This is a genomic window from Candidatus Manganitrophus morganii, from assembly GCA_021651055.1.
Taxonomy (GTDB): domain Bacteria; phylum Nitrospirota; class Nitrospiria; order SBBL01; family Manganitrophaceae; genus Manganitrophus; species Manganitrophus morganii.
Window position 1 is genome coordinate 1,120,577 of the sequence record JAJHOH010000001.1, and the last position, 19,702, is coordinate 1,140,278.

Sequence of the window (19,702 nt, forward strand, 5' to 3'; positions counted from 1 at the left end):
GATGAAACGATTCTTCTCAATTCTAATGATCTTGATCGGCACGATGGGAACCGCCTCCATCGGCTGGGCCCTCGATTGGTATATGGTCCTCAATTTCTCGATTCCCGATCCCTTCGCAACAAACGGAGCCCTTCAAAGCAGACTGATCCTGGGTGTCAATCCCGCTGCCGACGACAACTTCAATCATCAGTGGGACACGATCGCCTTCCCGACCGGCCCCCTCCAGGCGACCTTTCCTCATCCGGAATATCCGAGCCACCCCGACTACATCGCCGGAAGCGAATGGCTCTGGCAAGATATCCGGAGCAACGACCAGCCGTCTCACACATGGAATATCGATGTCTCCTCGGATCGCGCCGGAGCCAATATTATCCTCTCTTGGACGTTCAAAACCGCCGACAATCTCTGCCAACGCCCGGTCGTTCGATTGATCGATGCCACCCGCGGCGTAACGACCGAGATCTCGCCCGGCGGCGGCTCGTATGCTTTTCCGAATGGGGACCAGCCGACGCGGCTGGTGGTCGACTTTACGGAAGGAGCCTCCGCGCCTCCTCCCCCGCCGCCGACGAATCTCTGGAGTCCGCGACAGGGAAAAGAGAGCATCCTTCTTTCGTGGTCCGGTCTCATCGAGTCGGATCTCCTCGGGTATCATCTCTTTCGCCGCGCCTCCGGCCAAACGGCCTACACCCAGATCACGTCGCAGCCGGTGACCTCGCTGAGCTTTCTGGACGGGAACCTCTCTCCGGGAGAGACCTACTTTTACAAAGTGACGGCGGTAAACCCCGACGGCTGCTCCAGCGGAGACTCCAATGAAATTTCGGTCGCCTTAAATTGACAAAATCGCCGACCGGTGGTTTAGTGGTTTAGAAGGAAGGTAAGGAGGTTTATGAAACCGATTCTTCTTATTTCAATCCTCTTTTTTCTCGCCGTTCCGGATTTTACCTGGGGGGCCGGAAATCAGGTCAGCAAGACCCTCACCCTCAATACCGGGATGGGGGTCAACAACAACGGCAACAAGAATCTCTCCACCAGCGACGCCAATGGAGTGGCTTGTGCAGGGACGAGTGCCACGAACTGCGAGTTTGGGCCTTTCCCAGATACCAGCGATCCTTTCAACCCCAACGACGACTGCTCCCCTTCCTCCTTCGGCGATTTCTGCTCCTCTCAATTTGATCCCGATCTCCCCGGCGGATTCAATCTGATCGACAACCGCTTTGGAAGGGGCGCCCCTTGTGGTCCGAACGATACGAGCGGCCCTCCTTTCCCTTACCCTTGCCAGGGGAAAGGATCGGTCTTCCAAATCATCCCCCTTGGAATCGACGATCCCAATTCCCCCACGGTCCTTTTGAGCCCCCCCAGCCTGGGAGGGGTCGGGCAGCCGTTTTATCAATTCCGTTCCGATACGTTCGGCACCCTCAGGGTCCATCATATCGAATATGGTTGGGATTTCGATGAGGATAACGAGCAGTCGATGAATATCTTCTTTACCGTCGATTCCGTCACCGACGCCAATGGTCAGATGGTCGGAAACGCCGTCGGCACCTTCAGAATGACCATGGATGACAACCAAGATTCCAACTGCACCCTGACCACAAGCAGCGTCGCTTCAGAGGGACGGTTTGAATCGGGGATGACCGGGGTGATTACCTGCGTCGATCGGGGCGGAAACCTCTGTCAGGGCTCCCAATTCAATCCGGGAATGTTCGCCGTATCAGGCAGCTCATGGAACCAATGTCCTTAATTTTTGGAATAACGATGTCACGGATCAATTATTTATCCATTCTCTTTTTGGGCTTGGCCTTTTTCGGAATTCTTTTACTTTCCCCGGCGGAGAGCCGCGCCGATTGCGTCGTCACCGGCGGAGCCGGCCCGGAGGAGAGCGCGACCAAAACAGAATGCACCGGTCTTTTTTCCAACCCGCAGTGCCCCAATTGTCCCGGCTATAGCCCGGCTTTGATGCTTCGGCATATCGATCCCTCCCTCTGCCCCGTCGGTCCCTGTGTCGGCCCCTACTTCAACCGCTCCGGCCCCGGGGCATTGACCGATAATATGTTTGGGATCGTCTCTTCGGACGACCCCGGGCCCGATACGGTCCTAGGAACGGGTGACGATCGAGCCACCTATAAATGCGGACGGACGGTCAGCTCGACGGCGAATAACTTGGCCGGCCTCAACTGCGGCGATATCCGCTTCGACCCGCAAAGCCAGGGAATGTCGGTCCCCACAGGGGGCAATTCCCTTCTTCCCTTCACCAGCTCCTTCCCGACCGAAGCCGATTTCTGCGCGGAGGGAGGGACCGACTGTCTCTCCGCCGGAAGCCAAGTGTCCGACCTGCATATGGGCTACCTGGCGGAAAACATCTTCCACTGGGCCTCCTGCGCCAGCGCCTCCGGGCCTCCCGCTCCTCCCGGCTGCACCACCAGCGATCAGCGGGAGCGCCAGGTGGTCAATTATATCTTGGGCGGATCGGGGACCCTCGACGCGCCCGGGGCCGGCGATCAACTGATGGATATCACCAGCAGCTGGCAGACAAACAACGCCAGCCCGACCGCCTTCGATGCTCCTAAGGTCGATTGGACCCAGTATGTCTTTTCTCCAGGCGCCTATCCGTCCCAAGGCGACATGGAGCAAAACGACAGCGGAACGCTTCAATACAGCGGGAATAACTCGGTTCTCCCTTCTGTGACCTACTCTTCGGGACCACTGGGACTCGCCTCTACCTCGCCTTAGAAATCAGGCCGTTTTTTCATCCCCATCAATCTTAAGAACCTCAGGAATCTACCGGCCCAAATCGGTCTACTTATATTCTCTATATGCTACCGGCCTACCTCCGGTCACCTTTGGACATCATTGACTAGAATAAATAATTGACATTATTACACCTGAGTAATATTATTTGACCGTTTTTATCTCAAAAAAAGACAGAAAGAATCATCCAGGGGAGGTCCAATGAATAAGATAATGGTATATCTGGTCGTCATCGGATTACTATCGGGTGGATTTTTTGAAAATAAAGCAGAAGCCGCTCCTGGAGATTTGGACGAGAGCTTCGGTGTGGGAGGAAAAGTCACCGAGTTGACCGACCCACCCTGTGACGGAGATACCGCCCTCGCAATCCAACCGGATGGAAAGATCTTAGTCGCCGGAAATTGTTTTCCATTTGGTTTTACGGTGGCGCAATACCTCGCAAACGGGACTTTGGACCCTGATTTTGGTATCGGCGGCTTTACGCAAGGCGTCCTAGGCGAAAAGTCTGTCGCGCATTCTGTTGCAGTTCTACCGGACGGCAAGATCCTCGCCGGCGGAGTTGCACGAATCGAAGAGGACGGAAGAAATGATAATGATAACGCTTTGGTCCGCTATCTTCAGGACGGAAGTCTGGATACCAGCTTCGGGACGGGCGGGTTTATCACGGACGGTCTGCCCCACGCCGACGTCCCATTTCAGGCCGCTGACGCGCTTCACCAGATTCTGGTTCTACCGGACGGGAAGATCTTAGCGGGAGGGGTGACTAACGCGGCCAGCAATGACGATAATGTATGGTTGGGTCGCTATCATTCCGACGGAACACTGGATGAGAGCTTCGGATCGGGCGGGAAGGTCATCTCAGAACGATTAGGGGGTAATAACCACCAACCCCCTCACCCCTTTGGCATCCAATCCGACGGAAAAATCATTATAATCGGATATATCACAACCAGCACCAACGATTTTGGCCTTGAGCGCTACAACAACGATGGCACCATAGACTTAACATTCGGAGCAGATGGTCTGGTAACCACCGATTTTGGAGGAACCACGGATTCAAATAATGGCGTATCTATTCAACCTGATGACAAGATCTTGGTCGGTGGAGAATCCGCCTCTCGTCTTGCGCTTGCAAGGTATAATTCTGATGGAACGCTGGATACAGGGTTCGGTTTTGGAGGACTGGTGGCCCTGCAAATTGGCGACCGAGGAAGCCGTCTCCACGCGATGATCGCTCAACCCGACGGCAAGATTCTTGCTGCTGGCTTTGGTGATCCGAGAACCGGTGAACCGGTACAAAACCTCGATTTTGCTCTCATACGCTTCAATAATGACGGCACGCCCGACTTAAACTTCGGCGAGAACGGTATGGTCTTTACCGATCTGGGGTTCAGGGAGCGTGCCTATTCCATCGCAATTCAGAATGATCGGAAAATTGTGCTGCATGGCGAAAGCAATCCGAACGGCGGAAGCGGTTTTTTTCTGACTCGGTATCTCGGCGATGAAGAGGTGCCTCAGCACCAATTCTACGGTTTTCTACCTCCGCTCACAGCGGACGGTCGAACGGTGTTCAAGTTGGGAAGTGTGATTCCGGTGAAATTCCAGCTATTCGATGAAAATAGTTTACCAGTATCGACCGCAATCGCACACCTCTCGCTGCAAAAGATTTCGGGTACAGAACCGGTCGGCGATCCGATCGATGCTTCCTCGGTTTCCAATGCCGACACCGGAAATCAATTCAGGTACAGTGATGATCAATATATCTATAATTTAGATACCAAGCCGCTCTCGTCAGGAACATGGCAATTGCGGGCCATGCTCGATGATGGCTCAACCCATACGATACAAATCGATCTAAAGTCAAAATAAACTCCTCGCTTTGAGCGGGAGAGGCCTCGGCTCCCTCTCCCGCTCTATTCTGCTCGTCTGGCCTAATAAAACACGGCTTACTTAAGTAACCTCTCATATCCGGACGATGCTCGTAGTGCTGGCACTACTTTGTTTGCAAAGACGTCTGGTTTTCCATTAAATCCCCTCTAAAGGAATCAGTCGCATCAATCGTCCGATCACCCACAAAACCCGATAGAGAACGATCGGAACGACGACCAAGAGGCCCATCGTGAAGAGGGCCCTCCCCCATTCCGATCGTATTTTGAAAATCCTTCCGGTCAGTATTTTATAAACGATATGGAGAAGTGCGCTCATCCCTAAAAAAGGAAGGAGAGTGTATATCAGGGAGAGCAGGTGGAGAAGCGTTTCGGAAAAACTCGCACCCAGCCCATTGTGAAAGAGAGCATCTACAAGATAGGGAAGCCAAGCGGCCGTCATCATCGAATAGACGAAAAGGGGAAACACTATCCAGATAAAATGATAAGGATAAATCCCAAAAATCGTCGTATCGGAATAGTATTCCCGCTGCATCCGTTCGCCGACGTTCCCGCAATAGGAGGAGAACAAGATCGTGAGGGGGACGGCCGCAAGGGAGACGGCTCCGGAAGCGAGGGTCCCGGTAAAAAGAGAAACGAAAAAAATCTCGATCCACACAATCGTGATCGGGATGGCGCTCTTCGCGGCGACCACCCCGCCCCGGCGCTTTACGATCGCACCGGCCAGAACGGCCGCGATCGATGTCGCCAGGAGGCTCAGGAGAAGAAAAGGAAGGCGCCTAAAATCCCATTGGGGAGTTTCAAAGTACGGATCGGGCAATAAAGGGGACAGAGAAGAACGAAAGTTCAGGTGAAAGAGCTCGGGAAGCGCATTATAAAATGCAATGAGGATACAGAATAAATAGGCATTGAATGCAACAAAGGCCGCGATCTTCCTCTGCATTTTGTCTCAGGGCCGTCTCTTTAAACACATGTGGGTCGCAGAAGGGGTCCTTCTTCACCCCCGGTTCTCCTATATAGTCCAGTCGAATGAGGAAGTCAACCGCTCTCCAAGACAGCTACTTAGACGCCCCCCGCGCCGGCTCCTGCGCGCGGCGCGGCATCGGCAGGTACTCCACCGAGGGCTGCCGCCGGACCGGCTGCGGATAGAGGCTCATCAGCTGCAAGATCTCAGGGGGCATCTCCGAGCGGACATGGAGGCCGAGCCGTTGGGCCTCCTCAAATCGAATCGGATAGTCATGGGTCCATGTCCCCGTGGAAAGGAGGCCGGCCAGCTCGGCCGACTTGTCCGGCGGCAGGGTGCGCAGCAGCAGTTCGCCGACGCTCTCGCGAACCTGGTTGATCGCCTTTTCACCGATGTCGGCGAAAATGAGGGTATTGTCGTCCACCTCGGAGATCGGTTTTTTTGCGACCACCTTCAGCAGGGAGGCGGCGGGATATTGCCCGAGCTGCGGATCGACCGGCCCGAGCACCGCGTCGCGCGCCATTACGATTTCATCGGCGGCAAGGGCGATGAGCGTCCCCCCCGACATGGCATAATGCGGCACGAAGACCGTCACCCTCCCCTTCCGATGGCGCACGGCATGGGCGATCTGGAGCGCGGCCAAAACCAGTCCGCCCGGGGTATGCAATACGATGTCGATCGGCACCTCCGGATCGGTCAGCTCGCAGGCGCGCAAGATATCCTCGGAATCGTTAATGTCGATATACCGCATGATCGGAAAGCCGAGCACATTCATCGTCTCCTGCCGGTGGACCAGCAGGATAACGCGCGAGCCGCGCTTGTGCTCGATCTGCGCGATGAGCCGCCGGCGCGAGCCTTCAAGAAGGCGTTGCTGCAGGACCGGCTGGAGCGCCGTGAAGATGAAGAAGAAAAAAAAGAGATCGCCGACTCCCATGGTTTCCTCCTAATCGGTTAACGGGCCCAGGCCCCTTCGATGCCGACCTCGTCCCGCTCGAATCGCCGGGGACCGTCGCGCGGACGAAGGATGAAGAGCCGATAAAGCAACATCCCCGAAACAAAGCCGCCGACGTGCGCCCACCAAGCCACCCCCCCCACGTCTGCGGCGGCAAGCGTTGAGAGGGTCCCGCTGAAGAGCTGGCTGAGCCCCCAGAACAAAAGATAAACCCCCGCCGGCAGCTCGAAAAAGAACGGAAAGAAGAAAACCGGGAAGATCGCGATGATGCGGGCGTGCGGGAACAAGATGAAATAGGCCCCCAGCACCCCTGCAATGGCCCCCGAAGCGCCGACCGTCGGGACAATGGAATCGATGTTCGTGAGCCAGTGGGTCAACCCCGCCGCAAGGCCGGTCAGCAGGTAGAAGGTCAAAAAGCGAGCGTGTCCCATTCGATCTTCGACATTGTCGCCGAAGATCCAAAGGGTCCACATGTTGCCGATCAGGTGCAGCCATCCCCCGTGCAGGAACATGCTCGTCAGAAAAGGGAGGTACTCGTCGGGAGGGAGCCCGACCGTCCGCGCCCACTCGGGATGGCTGTAGCGGGCGGGAACGAGGCCGAACCAATAAAAGAGCTGTTCGACGCCGATCGGGCCCAGGCTGAGCTCATAAAAAAAGACGGCCGTGTTGAGGGCAATCAGCGACCAAGTGACGACAGGGGTACTCCTGCTTGGGATGGTATCGCGAATCGGAATCATGTTTTTCGGCTTCCTGGCAGACGAAATCACGGGCAACAATTTGTCAACGTTACCTATGCGTTTCGTAAGACGTTATTTCTCGACTTCTTCCTCCTGTATAGCCGGGTCGTACAAATCAAGTCAACATCCCCTTTCCGAGCAAGACGATTCTTCCTCCGCTTGGCGCAGGGAGATACACCCTGCATTGTGAGGATTCTCCCCCTCTTCCAAAGGGTTATAGACACATGTTCAAGGCCGGGGCTAGGATGGGAACATGCGCCGGAGGCTTTTAACCGGAAAAGGAACCGCTGTTATGAGCAGTGTGGATGAGAACCTGAGGTGATTCGGCGCGCCGACCGCGCCTGGAACGCAAGGGACTGGAGCACTTTTGAGCAGCTTCATATGGTTGAAAAGATGTTCTATTACGACAGCCTGAGCGTCATGACACAACTCGGTCTCGTCCAAATCCCCGGAGGCGGAGCGAGGACGGCGTAAGGACCTTGTGGAGTGAAGAGATGACTCAATCATTAGAAGCAAAAGAAACAAACAAAAAAGTCGTCCGGGAATTTTATGATCTCGCCTTCAATCAAAAGAAGCCCGAGGAAGCGGTCGCAAAATACATGGGCCCCTACTACCGGCAGCACAATCCGATGGCGCCGGACGGCCCGGACGCGTTTATCGCCTTTGTCCGCGAATTTACAAAAGCCTTTCCTTCTCTGCGGGTCAATTTCAAAAGAGAGATCGCCGAAGGGGATCGGGTGGCGCTCCACAGCCATATGGTCCGAAAGCCGGACGACCGCGGCATGGCGGTGGCTGATATTTTCCGGCTGGAAAACGGAAAGGTCGTCGAGCATTGGGACGTGATCCAAGAGGTTCCGGAGAAATCGGCGAACAACAACACCATGTTTTAGCCAAGGAAGCGGAGGGAGAAATCAATGAAACCGAAAATCGGAATTATCGGAAATGGAAATGTCGGAAGCGCGCTGAAGCGAGGGTTGGAGCGTGCAGGGTACTCGGTCAGAAACGTGGGGAAAGATCCAAACGGGGTCCGGGAGACCGCTGCCTGGGGAGAGGTCGTTATCCTCGCCGTCCCGTTTGATGCCGTTGATGATTCGTTGCGTGAGATGGGAGAAAGTGTCAACGGAAAAACGCTCCTCGATGTGACGAATGCCATCACTCCCGATTATCAGCTTGCGCTCGGCTGCACGACCAGCGGTGCGGAGGAGATTCAAAAGAAAGCCCCCGGCGCGAAGGTGATCAAATCATTCAATACCGCTTTTGCCGGCCATATGGATACCGGACGGGTGAAGAACGAGCCGATCTCCCTTTTTGTCGCGGGGGATGAAGGGGAATCGAAGGCAACGGTTCTTCAAATGGGACGGGACATCGGCTTTGATGCCGTCGATGCCGGCCCGCTTCAGAACGCCCGCTGGCTGGAGACCCTCGGCTATTTTCATATCCAGCTCGGCTACATGCTAAAAATGGGGACGGATGTAGAATTTAAGTTGATCCGGTAACCAAAACGGTCCCTATTGTGATCGTCCCCTTCGATTGATTAAACTGGAAGGGAAGCCGACGTACATCAACGAGCCCCCAAATGAACTCCCAGAGCGAAAAATGAAAGCGATTGCGGTTTATCCCGGAAAACCCAATTCAGCCCATCTGACTGAAGTGGCCCGGCCTGATATCGAAAGCATCCCGAACGGACGGGGCGTTCTCGTGAAAGTGCTCCGCGTCGGCGTCGACGGCACTGACCGAGAAATTAATGAAGCGCTCTACGGGACCCCGCCACCGGGGGAAGACTTTCTCATCCTCGGCCATGAAAGTTTTGGCCGTGTGGAGGCGGTCGGACCGAATGTCACCGGTCTGACGCCCGGCAGCTATGTCGTCTCCACCGTCCGCCGGCCGGGCCGCAGCCTTTACGATCAAATCGGCCTCTCCGACTTTACCACCGATGAAACTTATTATGAGCGCGGCATCAATCTCCTCCACGGGTATCTGGCCGAATATTACGTCGATGATATGGAGTACCTGATCGAAGTGCCTCCCGCCTTGAAAGAGATCGGGGTCTTGCTGGAGCCGAGCACCGTCATGGAAAAAGGATGGGCCCAGGCGAAGGAGATCCAGCACCGGCTGAAGATCTGGCAACCGCAACGGGCGGCAGTGCTGGGGGCCGGAACGATTGGGTTACTGGCGACGCTGATCCTCCGCCTCCGGGGCTTGGAGGTAACCACTTTTGCCCGCAGACAGAAGCCTTATCTGAATGCCGACCTTGCCGAAGCGATCGGGGCCCGGTACCTCTCGACACAAGAGGTCTCTGTTGGCAACGCGGCGCGGCGGTACGGACCGTTCGATCTCATCTTGGAAGCGACAGGACACGCTCCGATCGCCTTCGAGGCGATGGAAGCACTGGGAAAAAACGGGGTGCTGATTCTCTCCAGCGTCACCGGCGGAGAGGGTCGGAGCGAAGTCCCGGCCGATCAAATCAACTTGGGATTCGTGCTGGGAAACAAGGTCGCCGTCGGGACCGTTAGCGCCAACCGGGAGCACTTCGAGGCGGGGGTGCGCGATCTGGCCTATGCCGAGTCGGCCTATCCTGGGTGGCTCAAGCGTCTTCTGACCCATCCGGTGAAAGGGCTCGAAAATTACGAACGGTTGTTCCAACTCCTGAACGAAGGGAAAGAGGCCGTCAAAATTTACTGCGAAGTAGCCGACCTATAAATGGGATATCAACCGATTGAAAACTACGGGCTGATCGGCGATATGCACACCGCGGCCCTTGTCGGCATGGATGGCTCCATCGACTGGTTCTGCTTTCCCCATTTCGACTCGCCCAGTGTTTTTGCCGCCATCTTAGACGACCGGATCGGAGGGCGCTTCAAGATTGCGCCGGCCGACCCGACGGCAAACATGCAACCGAGACAATCGTACTGGCCCGACACCAATATCCTGGTGACCCGCTTTTACTCTCCGGACGGCGTCGGAGAGGTGACCGACTACATGCCGGTTGAGCCGGCCTGGGAAGGACATGGGAGCCACCAGCTCGTTCGCCGCGTCCGGGTCGTCCGTGGGACGATGGCCTTTCGAATGGAGTGCCGCCCCGCCTTCAACTATGCACGCGATGAACACCAAACCCATCTTCTCCCGGGGGGCGTCCGCTTCGAATCTCCTTCGCTCGCGCTCGGCTTGGCGACCTCCGTACCGCTTCGGCGGGATGGAAACGGCGTGACCGCCGCGTTTACGCTTCGGGAGGAAGAGAGCGTCACCTTTCTTCTGCAGGATACCGCGGAAGAACCGGGCTGCGGGGCCGGGCTCACCGAGGAAGCGGCAACCGCGCTTTTTAAAAAGACGGTCGACTACTGGCGGCGCTGGCTCTCCAAGTGCACCTACAGCGGCCGGTGGCGTGAGATGGTGCATCGCTCGGCGCTGCTTCTGAAGCTGATGACCTTTCAGCCGACCGGGGCGATCGTCGCCGCACCGACCTGTTCCCTGCCCGAAGTGGTGGGAGGGGGGCGAAATTGGGATTATCGTTACACCTGGATCCGGGATGCCGCCTTTACCCTCTATGCCTTGATGCGGATCGGTCTTACGGAAGAGGCGACGGCATTCATGGGGTGGGTGGAGGCGCGCTGCAAAGAACTGAATCCCGACGGATCGCTTCAAATCATGTATGGAATCGACGGCCGGCACCATCTTACGGAGGAGCATCTCGGCCACCTTGAAGGATACCGGGGATCGCGCCCGGTCCGGATCGGCAACGACGCCTACAATCATCTCCAGCTCGACATCTATGGGGAGCTGATGGACTCCGTTTATCTCTACAACAAATACGGCGCGCCGATCTCGTACGACTTCTGGCAGAGCTTGTGCCGGCTGATGGATTACCTGGGCAAGAATTGGGATCAGCCCGACGAGGGGATCTGGGAGGTCCGGAGCGGCCGGCGCCACTTTGTCTACTCGAAGCTGATGTGCTGGGTGGCGTTCGATCGGGCCCACCGGCTCTCCGAGAAGCGTTCTTTTCCGGCGGACCGCTTAAGATGGCTCTCCTGCCGCGATACGATCTATCAGGAGATCATGACCCGGGGATGGGACGAGAAACGGGAGACGTTCGTTCAGTACTACGGCGGGCACTCTCTCGATGCGGCGACGCTGATGATGCCGCTGGTTTTCTTTACTTCTCCCGACGACCCCCGGATGCGGAAAACGCTCGATGCCGTCCTCAAATCACCCGATGAGGGGGGACTCGTCTCCAACAGCCTCGTTTACCGCTACAACGTTCGGGACCTGCCGGACGGATTCGACGATATCGAAGGAACCTTTAACATCTGCACCTTTTGGCTGGTGGAAGCGATGGCGCGGGCCGGCCGCTTCGATCCCCAAAAGCGAGACAGCGCCCGGCTGATCTTCGAGCAGATGCTCGGCTACGCCAATCACCTTGGCCTCTACGCCGAGGAGACCGGTCCCGTGGGGGAGGCGCTGGGGAACTTTCCGCAGGCGTTCACCCATCTCGCCCTGATCAGCGCCGCATTCAACCTCGACCGGGCGCTCGGAAGCGCCGATCGAGCGTAGGGGCGTATTGCAATACGCCCCTACAAAAGGTCACCGCGCGAATGTCTGTTCCCCCCCTTGAATCGGGATTGAACTTTCTCCTCCAAAAATGCTACGCTTGATTCTCGCACTTTGGATTGGAGTTGGAGGCGGAGATGTCTATCAAAGAAAAACTGAGCGAAGCGATCGACGAATTGAATCAGGCATCCGCGGCGGTCGAGAAACAGACGCAGATGGATTCGGAAGAAGCAGCGGATACGGAATGGCGAATCAGCTGTCTTCAGACGATGGTGCGTTATCTCTTGGCGAACTGCCGCGTGGAGAGCCTGCTTCGCGAGAGCCTGGGAGAGCGCGTTCGGACCCTCGAAAACGAGATGAAGTTCCTGCGCGAGCTCTCTGGACAACCCTTCGACCCCCCTTCCGATCTCCCTTCGTAGCTTCAGCGGACCCGCTTCAATCGGCGATGCCGGCTTAGGATGTCGGGACATCCAGGTTGAAGCGGTAACCCTTCACCGTCACGTCTCCAGACAGATGGAAGTCGAGTTCCGGAGCCCGCACAAACCCCATCTGCTCGTACATCCGCATCGCCACCTGCATCACATCGCTGGTATGCAGCATCAGCGCCTGACTCCCCGACCGGCGCGCACGCCGGATGCACTCGTGCACAAGCGCCGCTCCGATGCCGAACCCGCGCGCCGCCGGCGCGACGGCCAATAAGCGCATCTCCGGCCACGCTCGCGTCATCGGGGGATTGTTCGGCGGAGAATAGACACTCCCGGCCGGGTACAATAGAATGGCGCCGACAATCACACCCTCGCGCTCCGCAACGATCTGCTCGGCCGGTTCTATATTCGCAAGGGTGGCCAATATGCCCTTCCGGTAGCCTTCCCAATGGACCGGCATCTGCGCCGCGTACTCCTGAAAAGCGGCCAGCGTCACCTCCCGGATCGCCTCCCGGTCGATCTTCTTTGCATCTCGAATGTGGAGTCTTTCGTCCTTCCGACCAACCCTCAAGTCCAGCATCATCGGCACATAAACGATCCCCGACTGGCTAACCGGTTCAGATTGCCTGACAAAACCGAGCTTTTCATACACGCCGACGGCCGCAAGGGAGGCGTTCACGGTGAACCGTCCCGGATTCCCGCCGGCGAGACTCGCCCCTTTGGCTGTTTCCCAGAGCGCCCTTGCGATGCCGTGGCCCTGAAAATCTTTCGACACGAAGAGATGGAAGAGATGGCCGTTCTCTTTCACCGCAACCGCGCCGATGATCTTCCCACCCTCTTCGGCGACGTGATAACGACAGCCGGACGCAATGTACTTCCGGATCGATGCGGTATCCATCTCTTCGAGCAGCCGCTTGGCCGCCGCTTCGATGAAGTCGGGCACAATGAATTCCTCCGCCAGCGCACGGACGAGGGCGCTGATCGCGGGGGCATCCTCCATGACGGCCGGTCGAATTTTCATTCAACGCCCTCACGACCGGTTCGAAACGTTCTCCTCAAAATACCTCCCCCAGTCCGGCCGGCTTCCGTCGATGTCGGTGAAGCCGAACTCCCGCGCCAAGCCCCACGAGCTGAAGACCTTACCGGACTTCTTCGACACCTCGGGATCGGAGGCCAACGCCGCCACGGCTCGGCCGACGTAGAACGGCGTCTCCGAGGCGATGAAGTGCCGGTCTTTCTTCGCCCCCTCCCGCCAGTTCGCCTCCGTCACGCCGAAGTGATCGAGCATCGCTTCGGACCGAAGAAAACCGGGGGTCACGGCAAGCGCCGTGATCCGATGCGGACGGAGCTCCTCCGACATCGCGTAGGCGAGCCGGATGACGGAGATTTTCACGAGATCATAAAAAAGATTGCCCCGATACGCAAAGTTGTCCCCGTCGGTGATTTCGACGACGAGCCCCTCCCCGCGCGCGATCATCAACGGCGCGGCGTAACGGCTCGTGATGATGTGAGAATGGACGGCGCGTTCCAACATTAAAAATCCTTTCTGCAAAGACAACTCCCAGAACGGCTTCCCCCACTCGGTCAACGCGTCTCCCCCCCAGACATCGTTGACCAGCAGATCGAGCCGCCCCTGTTCGGTCCGGACCCGATCGAAGAGCGCTTTGACTTGATCTTCGACCGTATGGTTAACCCGCGCCGGGATGCCGGCCCCGCCCCGCGCGGTCACCTTCTCGGCGGTCTCTTCAACCGTTTCCGGCCGGCCGGCCAAATCAAACTCCCCCCCTTCCCCTTGTTGCTTCACGTTCCGGCTGCTCCGGCCGGTGCAGTAGACGGTCGCCCCCGCTTCGCCCAACATGCAGGCAATCCCCCTTCCCGCGCCCCGCGTGGCGCCCGCAACTACGGCCACTTTGCCTTCGAGTGTTTTCATTCAGACCCCATTGGGCGTGCAGCCGCGCCTGGGACACTTCGCACCGATTGTCCCTGAAGAGCCATCGGCGTAGAATAAAATATATACAGAGAAGATAAAAAGGTCCAGATAAATTCAGGAAGCAAAGGAGGATACCATGGCTTCTCTCTCTTATCCAAACAAACCGGCCGTCGATTTCACCTTGCCGAACGGCGAGGCGCAGCCGGTCAAGCTGAGCGGCTATCGCGGAAAAAATGTCGTCCTCTCGTTCTACCCGGCCGACTGGTCGCCCGTCTGCACCAGCGAGTTGTCGCTCATACAAGAGGTTCTCGACGACATCCGCGGCTACAACGCCGAAGTCCTGGGGGTCAGCGTCGACAACACCTACTCGCATCGCGCTTGGGCCGAGCGCCAGCACTTGACCTTTCCGTTGCTGAGCGATTTCTGGCCCCACGGCGAGGTCGCCCGCCAATATGAGGTCTTTCGCGAAAAAGACGGGATCAGCGAGCGCGCCCTTTTCTTTATCGACGAGACAGGGATGCTCCGCGAGTGCTGGGTTTCCGAAGATCCCGCGATCGCGCCCGGCTTGAACATCATTTTCGATGCGCTCGAACGGATCCAGGGAGCGCGCCCGAAGGAGGCCCGTTATGCTTAACGACCAAATACAAAAGACGCCGATCACCGACGACGATTGGATTCTCGGCCCGCCCGACGCGCCGGTCACCCTTCTCGAATACGGCGATTTCGAATGCCCTTACTGCGGGATGGCCCATCCCGTGCTGCAAGCGCTCGCGGCCGACAACCCCGATACGGTCCGGCTCGTCTACCGGCATTTCCCGATCACGAACATTCACCCCCACGCCCTGCCGGCGGCCGAGGCGGCCGAAGCGGCCGGCGCGCAAGGAAAATTCTGGGAGATGCACGACATGCTCTTCACCCATCAGGATCGGCTTGAAGATGAGGACCTGCTCGACTATGCCGACGCGATCGGCCTCGATCTCCACCGCTTCGACCGGGAGATGAAGGCACATATGCATCGGGAAGAGGTCAAGCAGGATTTCCGTCGGGGAATCCGAGACGGCGTCAACGGGACACCGACCCTCTTCATCAATCGCCTCCGCTACGACGGGCCCCGAGACTACGAATCGATGACGGCCGCGATCGCCGCCGTCAGAGCGGCGATGGACCGAAGACGCGCGGCGTAGCCGGAATGATCGGGCGCCGGCGTTCGGTAACGAGGCAAAAACAGAATCAGATCGTACTCTTCCAAAGAAGCTGGAACTCCAACTCATTCTCCGCCCCCTCACGTTCGTGCTCGATGTTAAAAACGGCGTCGGCGGGGATGTGGAGTCGCTCGCCGGCGACTTGTATTGTGAAAGGCCGCTCCTTTTCCAAAGCGTCTGCCAAGCGGCGCAGCTTTTCTACAAACTGCCGGCGGGTGTAGGTGCGTTCCAAGTCTCGAGATTTACGTGGCGGCATCACTCAAACTCCTTCTCTCTTTTTCCGACAGGATTTTAGTTTTCGGCAGCGACTTCCCCGGCGCTCCGCATTGCCTCTGTACCGGAACCCGAGCCACGCAAATGATTTCGAATCAGAGCAGGTGATAAACAGCCAATCCGAAGGTAGCGGCCGTGAAGACAAAAGCAAGCAGCGCCAGGAGCCCGTCGTCGGCGAGGAGCGATAGACCGAAGGCGGTGAGGGCCGCCCCGGCGCCGTTGGCGCTGAAGGGGACCAGCTCCATCGCCGGCATCGCGGCGGCGATGACGATGCAGCCGACCGCGATGGCGTAGATTCCGGCGCCTTGGGTGAAGATCGTAAGGCGCGACCGTAACAGGCGATCGACGAACCGCGCCGGGCGCCGCAGCCACCCGAGCGCCTTGCAGAGCTTGTTCCGCGCCACGGACCGTTTCAGCAGCCAGCGCGGCAGCCAAATATAGTTCCTGCGGAACAGCAACTGTCCCGCGGTCAACAATACAAACATCGCCATGATCGTCGGCACGCCCGGAATATCCCCGATCAGGGGCGCCAGGGTGATCAACCCCGCCACAAGCAGCAAGGGACCGAACGAACTCCGTCCCACCCTCTCCAAAATCGCCCCGAGAGAAACCCGATCCTCCTCCGCGGCCTTTTCGATCCGATCGAGCAGCTGCTCCAGATTCGTAAGTTTTCGATCTTTGCTCATGCGTCCCGGAAATAAAGACGATTTAGGGTCAGGCGTGATCTTACATCAGTAAGTCCAGCGTAAGAGCGCATCGCTGGCTTCTATGTTAGCATTGATTTCCAGACGGGATCAATTCCAGGCGGGGTGAAGAGAGCCGCTGCGCAGGTCGGCAATTTGTAGGGGCGTATGGCAATACGCCCCTACAAACGAACCGTACGACGCGCGAAGCGTGTTCATTAACGTCTAAAAAGGACTGTGGGGAACCGCTCCCCCAAATGGGACAGGGTCCTTATTGGGGTGTTTTACCCGCTTCCTCGATCGCGAGGAGTTCCACCTCGAAAATCAGCGTCGCGTTCGGCCCGATCGCCTGCCCGGCGCCGCGGGGACCGTAAGCAAGAGACGGGGGAACCACAAGCTGCCATTTCGAGCCGACCGGCATCAATTGCAGCGCCTCGGTCCAGCCGGGGATCACACCCTCCACCGGGAAACTGGCCGGTTCTCCACGCTTATGCGAGCTATCGAACTCGGTCCCGTCGATGAGGGTCCCTTTATAATTGGTCGTGACGGTATCGGTGGTTTTGGGTTTCTTTCCTGTGCCGGCGGTGATGATTTTGTACTGCAGGCCGCTTGGAAGGGTCACCACCCCCTTTTTTTTCTTATTCTCAGCCAGAAAGGCATTCCCTTCTTTCAGGTTTTTATCCCCGACCACCTTTGCCTGCGCGGCCGCCTTGGCCTGCATCTCTTCCCGAAACGTCGACATGACCTTCTGGATTTCCTCGTCGGTCAGAAGATGTTTTCCGGAGGTCGCATCCTGGATCCCCTGCGACAACAGTTTCGGATCGACCTCGATCGATTGGTCTTTTAAATTTCTCCCGATATCCAATCCGATGCTGTAGCTGACTTTGTCCTTTTGCGTTTTAAGATCCGATTTATCGGCCGCGTAAACCGAAACGGACAGAAGTCCTAAACCAACAATTGCAATGAATCGAAATAACATACATGCTCCTTTGTTTGATCACTCACTGATCCGTATGGATCCTTCTCTCATTCGCGTTTGCCCTGCGACCGAATGCACCATCACGCCGCAAAAAACCCGGCCGCCGAATGCAAACAGCCGTTAAAATACACCTTTTGCGCGCAATTAACAATTCCCCCGGCCAAACCGCAAAATCGGGGCTCCGGCCGTTTGTTAGAATTTGTGGATCACGATGAAGTAGGAATAGGCAAGATCGGGTCTTTTGAACGGCGCTTGAAGGATCTCGCGGACGCAAAACGCCCCTTTTCCCCAAATCGAAATGAGGTAGGGCATCTGCCGGAGATCGGCGCCAAACGGATCGAGCGAGGAGGCGCGGGACGGGGCATGACCGGAGCTATGCTCCAGGATGCAAAGCCCCCCCGGCTTGATACAAGACATCCAGGCGTTGATACATTTCTCCGGATCGTAACTGTGGTCAAACGAATTGCTATAGATGAAGTCGACGGCCCCCACCCATTCTTGCTTGACCTCATGGAAATCCCACTGGATGGTATTCGGGAACTGCGCCGCCGTGTCGGAGATTTCGGTCCCGATCACTTTACATTTGAGGCGCGCGCCGAACCACGACTGTTCCAGGCCGCGTCGCGTTCCATGGCAAATACCGAATTGGGGCGTTCCGATCCGCTCGGCGATATAACGGGAGAGGAAGTCGATGTTTTCCTCTTGCACCCAAACGCGATCGATCTTTTTTTTGTTCCCCTCCGTCTGGATCTGCCGGTATTTCTCGTAGTCGAATTTTCCGTCTTCCGTGCGGTAATTGTACAATGTGAAGCCATGATGGATTTCAGGCTCCATGTCCGCCTCCGGGGTAAACTTGGCGACCTTATAACCGAACGGCCTTAAGAAACCGTTGAGGACTCTCCTGACACTCATTTAAACGCTCCTACCCTGTTCAAAGGGATTTCGTTCCGGCAACCGACCGTACAAGATGAAATGCCCCAAAAGACATTTTCCCCTCCGGTTGTTCTGTATAATCCAGTTTACCGATGATGTCAACGACTTGTTTTCGGGAAGGATCCGGGTCGGATGTCGCAGAAAAAGTCCGATCGGAAAGGCAACGGACTCGATTTTTAGTTCGGCAGTTCGTCCAGCCGCCGCCGGAGAAACCGCCGTTCCGGTTCCTGCTGCGTGAGGGAAAGGGCCCGTTCGTAGGAGGCGCGGGCTTCTTTCGTTTTCCCGAGCCGGCGGCAGAGGTCGGCGCGCGCCGAGTGCGCCAGGTGGTACTCCTCCAGTTCGCCGCTTGCCAGGAGAGCGTCGATGAGGGCAAGACCGGCCGACGGGCCGTCGCGCATCGCCACCGCCACGGCGCGGTTCAGCTCGATCACGGGGGAGGGCTCCACCCGCATCAACACGTCGTAGAGTCCGACGATCTGGGCCCAATCGGTCGCCGCGGCGGTCGGCGCCTCGGCATGGACCGCCGCGATCGCCGCTTGGAGCGTGTAGGGGCCGAACCGGCGCGACGACAGGGCCCGCTCCACCAGCGCCGTCCCCTCCGCGATCTGATCCCGGCGCCAGAGCGAGCGGTCCTGGTTGTCGAGCAGGATCAAATCCCCTTCCGGGGAGGCGCGCGCGGCGCGCCGCGACTCCTGAATCAGCATCAGTCCCAGAAGCCCCATCGCCTCGGGCTCCGGCAGCAACTCGATGAGGAGCCTTCCGAGCCGGATCGCTTCAGCCGAAAGGTCGCGCCGCGTCAGCGAGCTCCCCGACGACGCCGAATAACCCTCGTTGAAAACGAGATAGATGACACGAAGGACGGCGTCGAGCCGGTCGGGAAGATCGCGCTGCGACGGCACCTGATAGGGAATGCCCGCGTCCTTGATTTTTCGCTTGGCCCGCACGATCCGCTGCGCCACCGTGGGAGGGGCGGTCAGGAAGGCGCGCGCGATCTCTTCCGTCGTGAGGCCGCAGACTTCGCGCAGCGTCAGCGCGATCCGGGCGTCGGGGGGGAGGGCGGGATGGCTGCAGGTGAAAATCAGGCGGAGGCGGTCGTCCTCGACACTTTCATTTTCCCATCCGGACGTATCACTCGCGGCGGCCTCCAGACTCCTGGCGATCTCCCCGAGCGACGCGTCGAACCGGGCGCGACGGCGCATCCCGTCGATCGCTTTGAAGCGGCCGGTCGAAATGAGCCACGCCGCCGGATTCTTTGGGACCCCCTCCTGCCGCCACTGCTCCACCGCCGCGGCGAAGGCGTCGTGCATCGCCTCCTCGGCCAGATCGAAGTCGCCGAGCAGCCGGATCAGGGTGGCGAGGACGCGGCGCGAGTCGGAGCGGTAAACACCGTCCACGACCTCGCGCATTTTTTCGGCTGCATCTTGACCCATCCAAATTCCAAACAG

The 19,702-nt window shown here is 57.8% G+C and carries 22 protein-coding genes; 12 read left to right on the top strand and 10 right to left on the bottom strand.

Annotated features, from left to right (window positions below):
• The first annotated feature begins 1 nt into the window (after position 1).
• From MCM46_04950 to MCM46_04965, 4 genes are all read left to right on the top strand, one after another.
• Entirely contained in the window at positions 2–835 is an 834-nt protein-coding gene (locus tag MCM46_04950; GenBank protein MCG3111154.1) for a fibronectin type III domain-containing protein, read from the top strand.
• A gap of 51 nt (positions 836–886) precedes the next feature.
• Positions 887–1,741, top strand: coding sequence for a hypothetical protein (locus MCM46_04955; GenBank protein MCG3111155.1), 855 nt, complete (start codon positions 887–889; stop codon positions 1,739–1,741).
• A 14-nt stretch (positions 1,742–1,755) separates the two neighbouring features.
• Positions 1,756–2,730, top strand: a complete 975-nt coding sequence (locus MCM46_04960; protein ID MCG3111156.1) for a hypothetical protein — start codon at positions 1,756–1,758, stop codon at positions 2,728–2,730.
• A 219-nt stretch (positions 2,731–2,949) separates the two neighbouring features.
• Complete coding sequence (locus tag MCM46_04965; GenBank protein MCG3111157.1) at positions 2,950–4,617, top strand: PxKF domain-containing protein; 1,668 nt, start codon at positions 2,950–2,952, stop codon at positions 4,615–4,617.
• Positions 4,618–4,773: 156 nt separating this feature from the next.
• Here MCM46_04965 and MCM46_04970 read toward each other — a convergent pair whose 3' ends face one another.
• From MCM46_04970 to MCM46_04980, 3 genes are all read right to left on the bottom strand, one after another.
• Entirely contained in the window at positions 4,774–5,577 is an 804-nt protein-coding gene (locus MCM46_04970; GenBank protein MCG3111158.1) for a hypothetical protein, read from the bottom strand.
• Between the two features lie 115 nt (positions 5,578–5,692).
• Positions 5,693–6,532, bottom strand: a complete 840-nt coding sequence (locus MCM46_04975; protein MCG3111159.1) for an ATP-dependent Clp protease proteolytic subunit — start codon at positions 6,530–6,532, stop codon at positions 5,693–5,695.
• A 17-nt stretch (positions 6,533–6,549) separates the two neighbouring features.
• The gene (locus MCM46_04980; protein MCG3111160.1) at positions 6,550–7,287 is read right to left on the bottom strand and encodes a rhomboid family intramembrane serine protease; all 738 of its coding nucleotides are present in this window, start codon (positions 7,285–7,287) and stop codon (positions 6,550–6,552) included.
• A 318-nt stretch (positions 7,288–7,605) separates the two neighbouring features.
• Between MCM46_04980 and MCM46_04985 the strand changes: the two genes are divergently transcribed.
• From MCM46_04985 to MCM46_05010, 6 genes are all read left to right on the top strand, one after another.
• A complete protein-coding gene (locus MCM46_04985; protein ID MCG3111161.1) occupies positions 7,606–7,761 on the top strand; it encodes a hypothetical protein in 156 nt (51 codons plus the stop codon).
• Between the two features lie 20 nt (positions 7,762–7,781).
• A complete protein-coding gene (locus MCM46_04990) occupies positions 7,782–8,177 on the top strand; it encodes an ester cyclase (GenBank protein ID MCG3111162.1) in 396 nt (131 codons plus the stop codon).
• A 24-nt stretch (positions 8,178–8,201) separates the two neighbouring features.
• Positions 8,202–8,783 (top strand): hypothetical protein, encoded by a 582-nt coding sequence (locus tag MCM46_04995; GenBank protein MCG3111163.1) that lies wholly within the window; start codon positions 8,202–8,204, stop codon positions 8,781–8,783.
• Between the two features lie 100 nt (positions 8,784–8,883).
• Complete coding sequence (locus MCM46_05000) at positions 8,884–9,987, top strand: glucose 1-dehydrogenase (GenBank protein MCG3111164.1); 1,104 nt, start codon at positions 8,884–8,886, stop codon at positions 9,985–9,987.
• Positions 9,988–11,835, top strand: a complete 1,848-nt coding sequence (locus MCM46_05005; GenBank protein MCG3111165.1) for a glycoside hydrolase family 15 protein — start codon at positions 9,988–9,990, stop codon at positions 11,833–11,835.
• 134 nt (positions 11,836–11,969) lie between these two features.
• Positions 11,970–12,251 carry a hypothetical protein gene (locus MCM46_05010; protein ID MCG3111166.1) on the top strand — a complete coding sequence of 94 codons (282 nt, stop codon included), beginning with the start codon at positions 11,970–11,972 and terminating at the stop codon, positions 12,249–12,251.
• 34 nt (positions 12,252–12,285) lie between these two features.
• Here MCM46_05010 and MCM46_05015 read toward each other — a convergent pair whose 3' ends face one another.
• On the bottom strand, positions 12,286–13,278 hold the full coding sequence (locus tag MCM46_05015) for a GNAT family N-acetyltransferase (GenBank protein ID MCG3111167.1): 993 nt from the start codon (positions 13,276–13,278) through the stop codon (positions 12,286–12,288).
• A 9-nt stretch (positions 13,279–13,287) separates the two neighbouring features.
• Positions 13,288–14,187 (bottom strand): SDR family oxidoreductase, encoded by a 900-nt coding sequence (locus tag MCM46_05020; protein ID MCG3111168.1) that lies wholly within the window; start codon positions 14,185–14,187, stop codon positions 13,288–13,290.
• 136 nt (positions 14,188–14,323) lie between these two features.
• On the opposite strand from MCM46_05020, the gene MCM46_05025 reads away from it, so the two are divergent.
• The gene (locus MCM46_05025) at positions 14,324–14,821 is read left to right on the top strand and encodes a peroxiredoxin (GenBank protein MCG3111169.1); all 498 of its coding nucleotides are present in this window, start codon (positions 14,324–14,326) and stop codon (positions 14,819–14,821) included.
• Complete coding sequence (locus tag MCM46_05030; protein ID MCG3111170.1) at positions 14,814–15,371, top strand: DsbA family protein; 558 nt, start codon at positions 14,814–14,816, stop codon at positions 15,369–15,371. Before MCM46_05025 ends, MCM46_05030 begins: the two co-directional genes overlap by 8 nt.
• 46 nt (positions 15,372–15,417) lie before the next feature.
• Here the strand turns inward: MCM46_05030 and MCM46_05035 are convergent, their stop codons facing one another.
• The 5 genes from MCM46_05035 to MCM46_05055 all read right to left on the bottom strand — a co-directional run bounded on the left by MCM46_05035 (position 15,418) and on the right by MCM46_05055 (position 19,687).
• A complete protein-coding gene (locus MCM46_05035) occupies positions 15,418–15,645 on the bottom strand; it encodes an amphi-Trp domain-containing protein (protein ID MCG3111171.1) in 228 nt (75 codons plus the stop codon).
• Positions 15,646–15,757: 112 nt separating this feature from the next.
• Positions 15,758–16,348, bottom strand: coding sequence for an exopolysaccharide biosynthesis protein (locus MCM46_05040; protein ID MCG3111172.1), 591 nt, complete (start codon positions 16,346–16,348; stop codon positions 15,758–15,760).
• A gap of 268 nt (positions 16,349–16,616) precedes the next feature.
• Positions 16,617–17,324, bottom strand: a complete 708-nt coding sequence (locus MCM46_05045) for an FKBP-type peptidyl-prolyl cis-trans isomerase (GenBank protein ID MCG3111173.1) — start codon at positions 17,322–17,324, stop codon at positions 16,617–16,619.
• Between the two features lie 192 nt (positions 17,325–17,516).
• Positions 17,517–18,236 (bottom strand): class I SAM-dependent methyltransferase, encoded by a 720-nt coding sequence (locus MCM46_05050; protein ID MCG3111174.1) that lies wholly within the window; start codon positions 18,234–18,236, stop codon positions 17,517–17,519.
• A gap of 197 nt (positions 18,237–18,433) precedes the next feature.
• Complete coding sequence (locus MCM46_05055; GenBank protein MCG3111175.1) at positions 18,434–19,687, bottom strand: RNA polymerase sigma factor; 1,254 nt, start codon at positions 19,685–19,687, stop codon at positions 18,434–18,436.
• Positions 19,688–19,702: the final 15 nt, after the last annotated feature.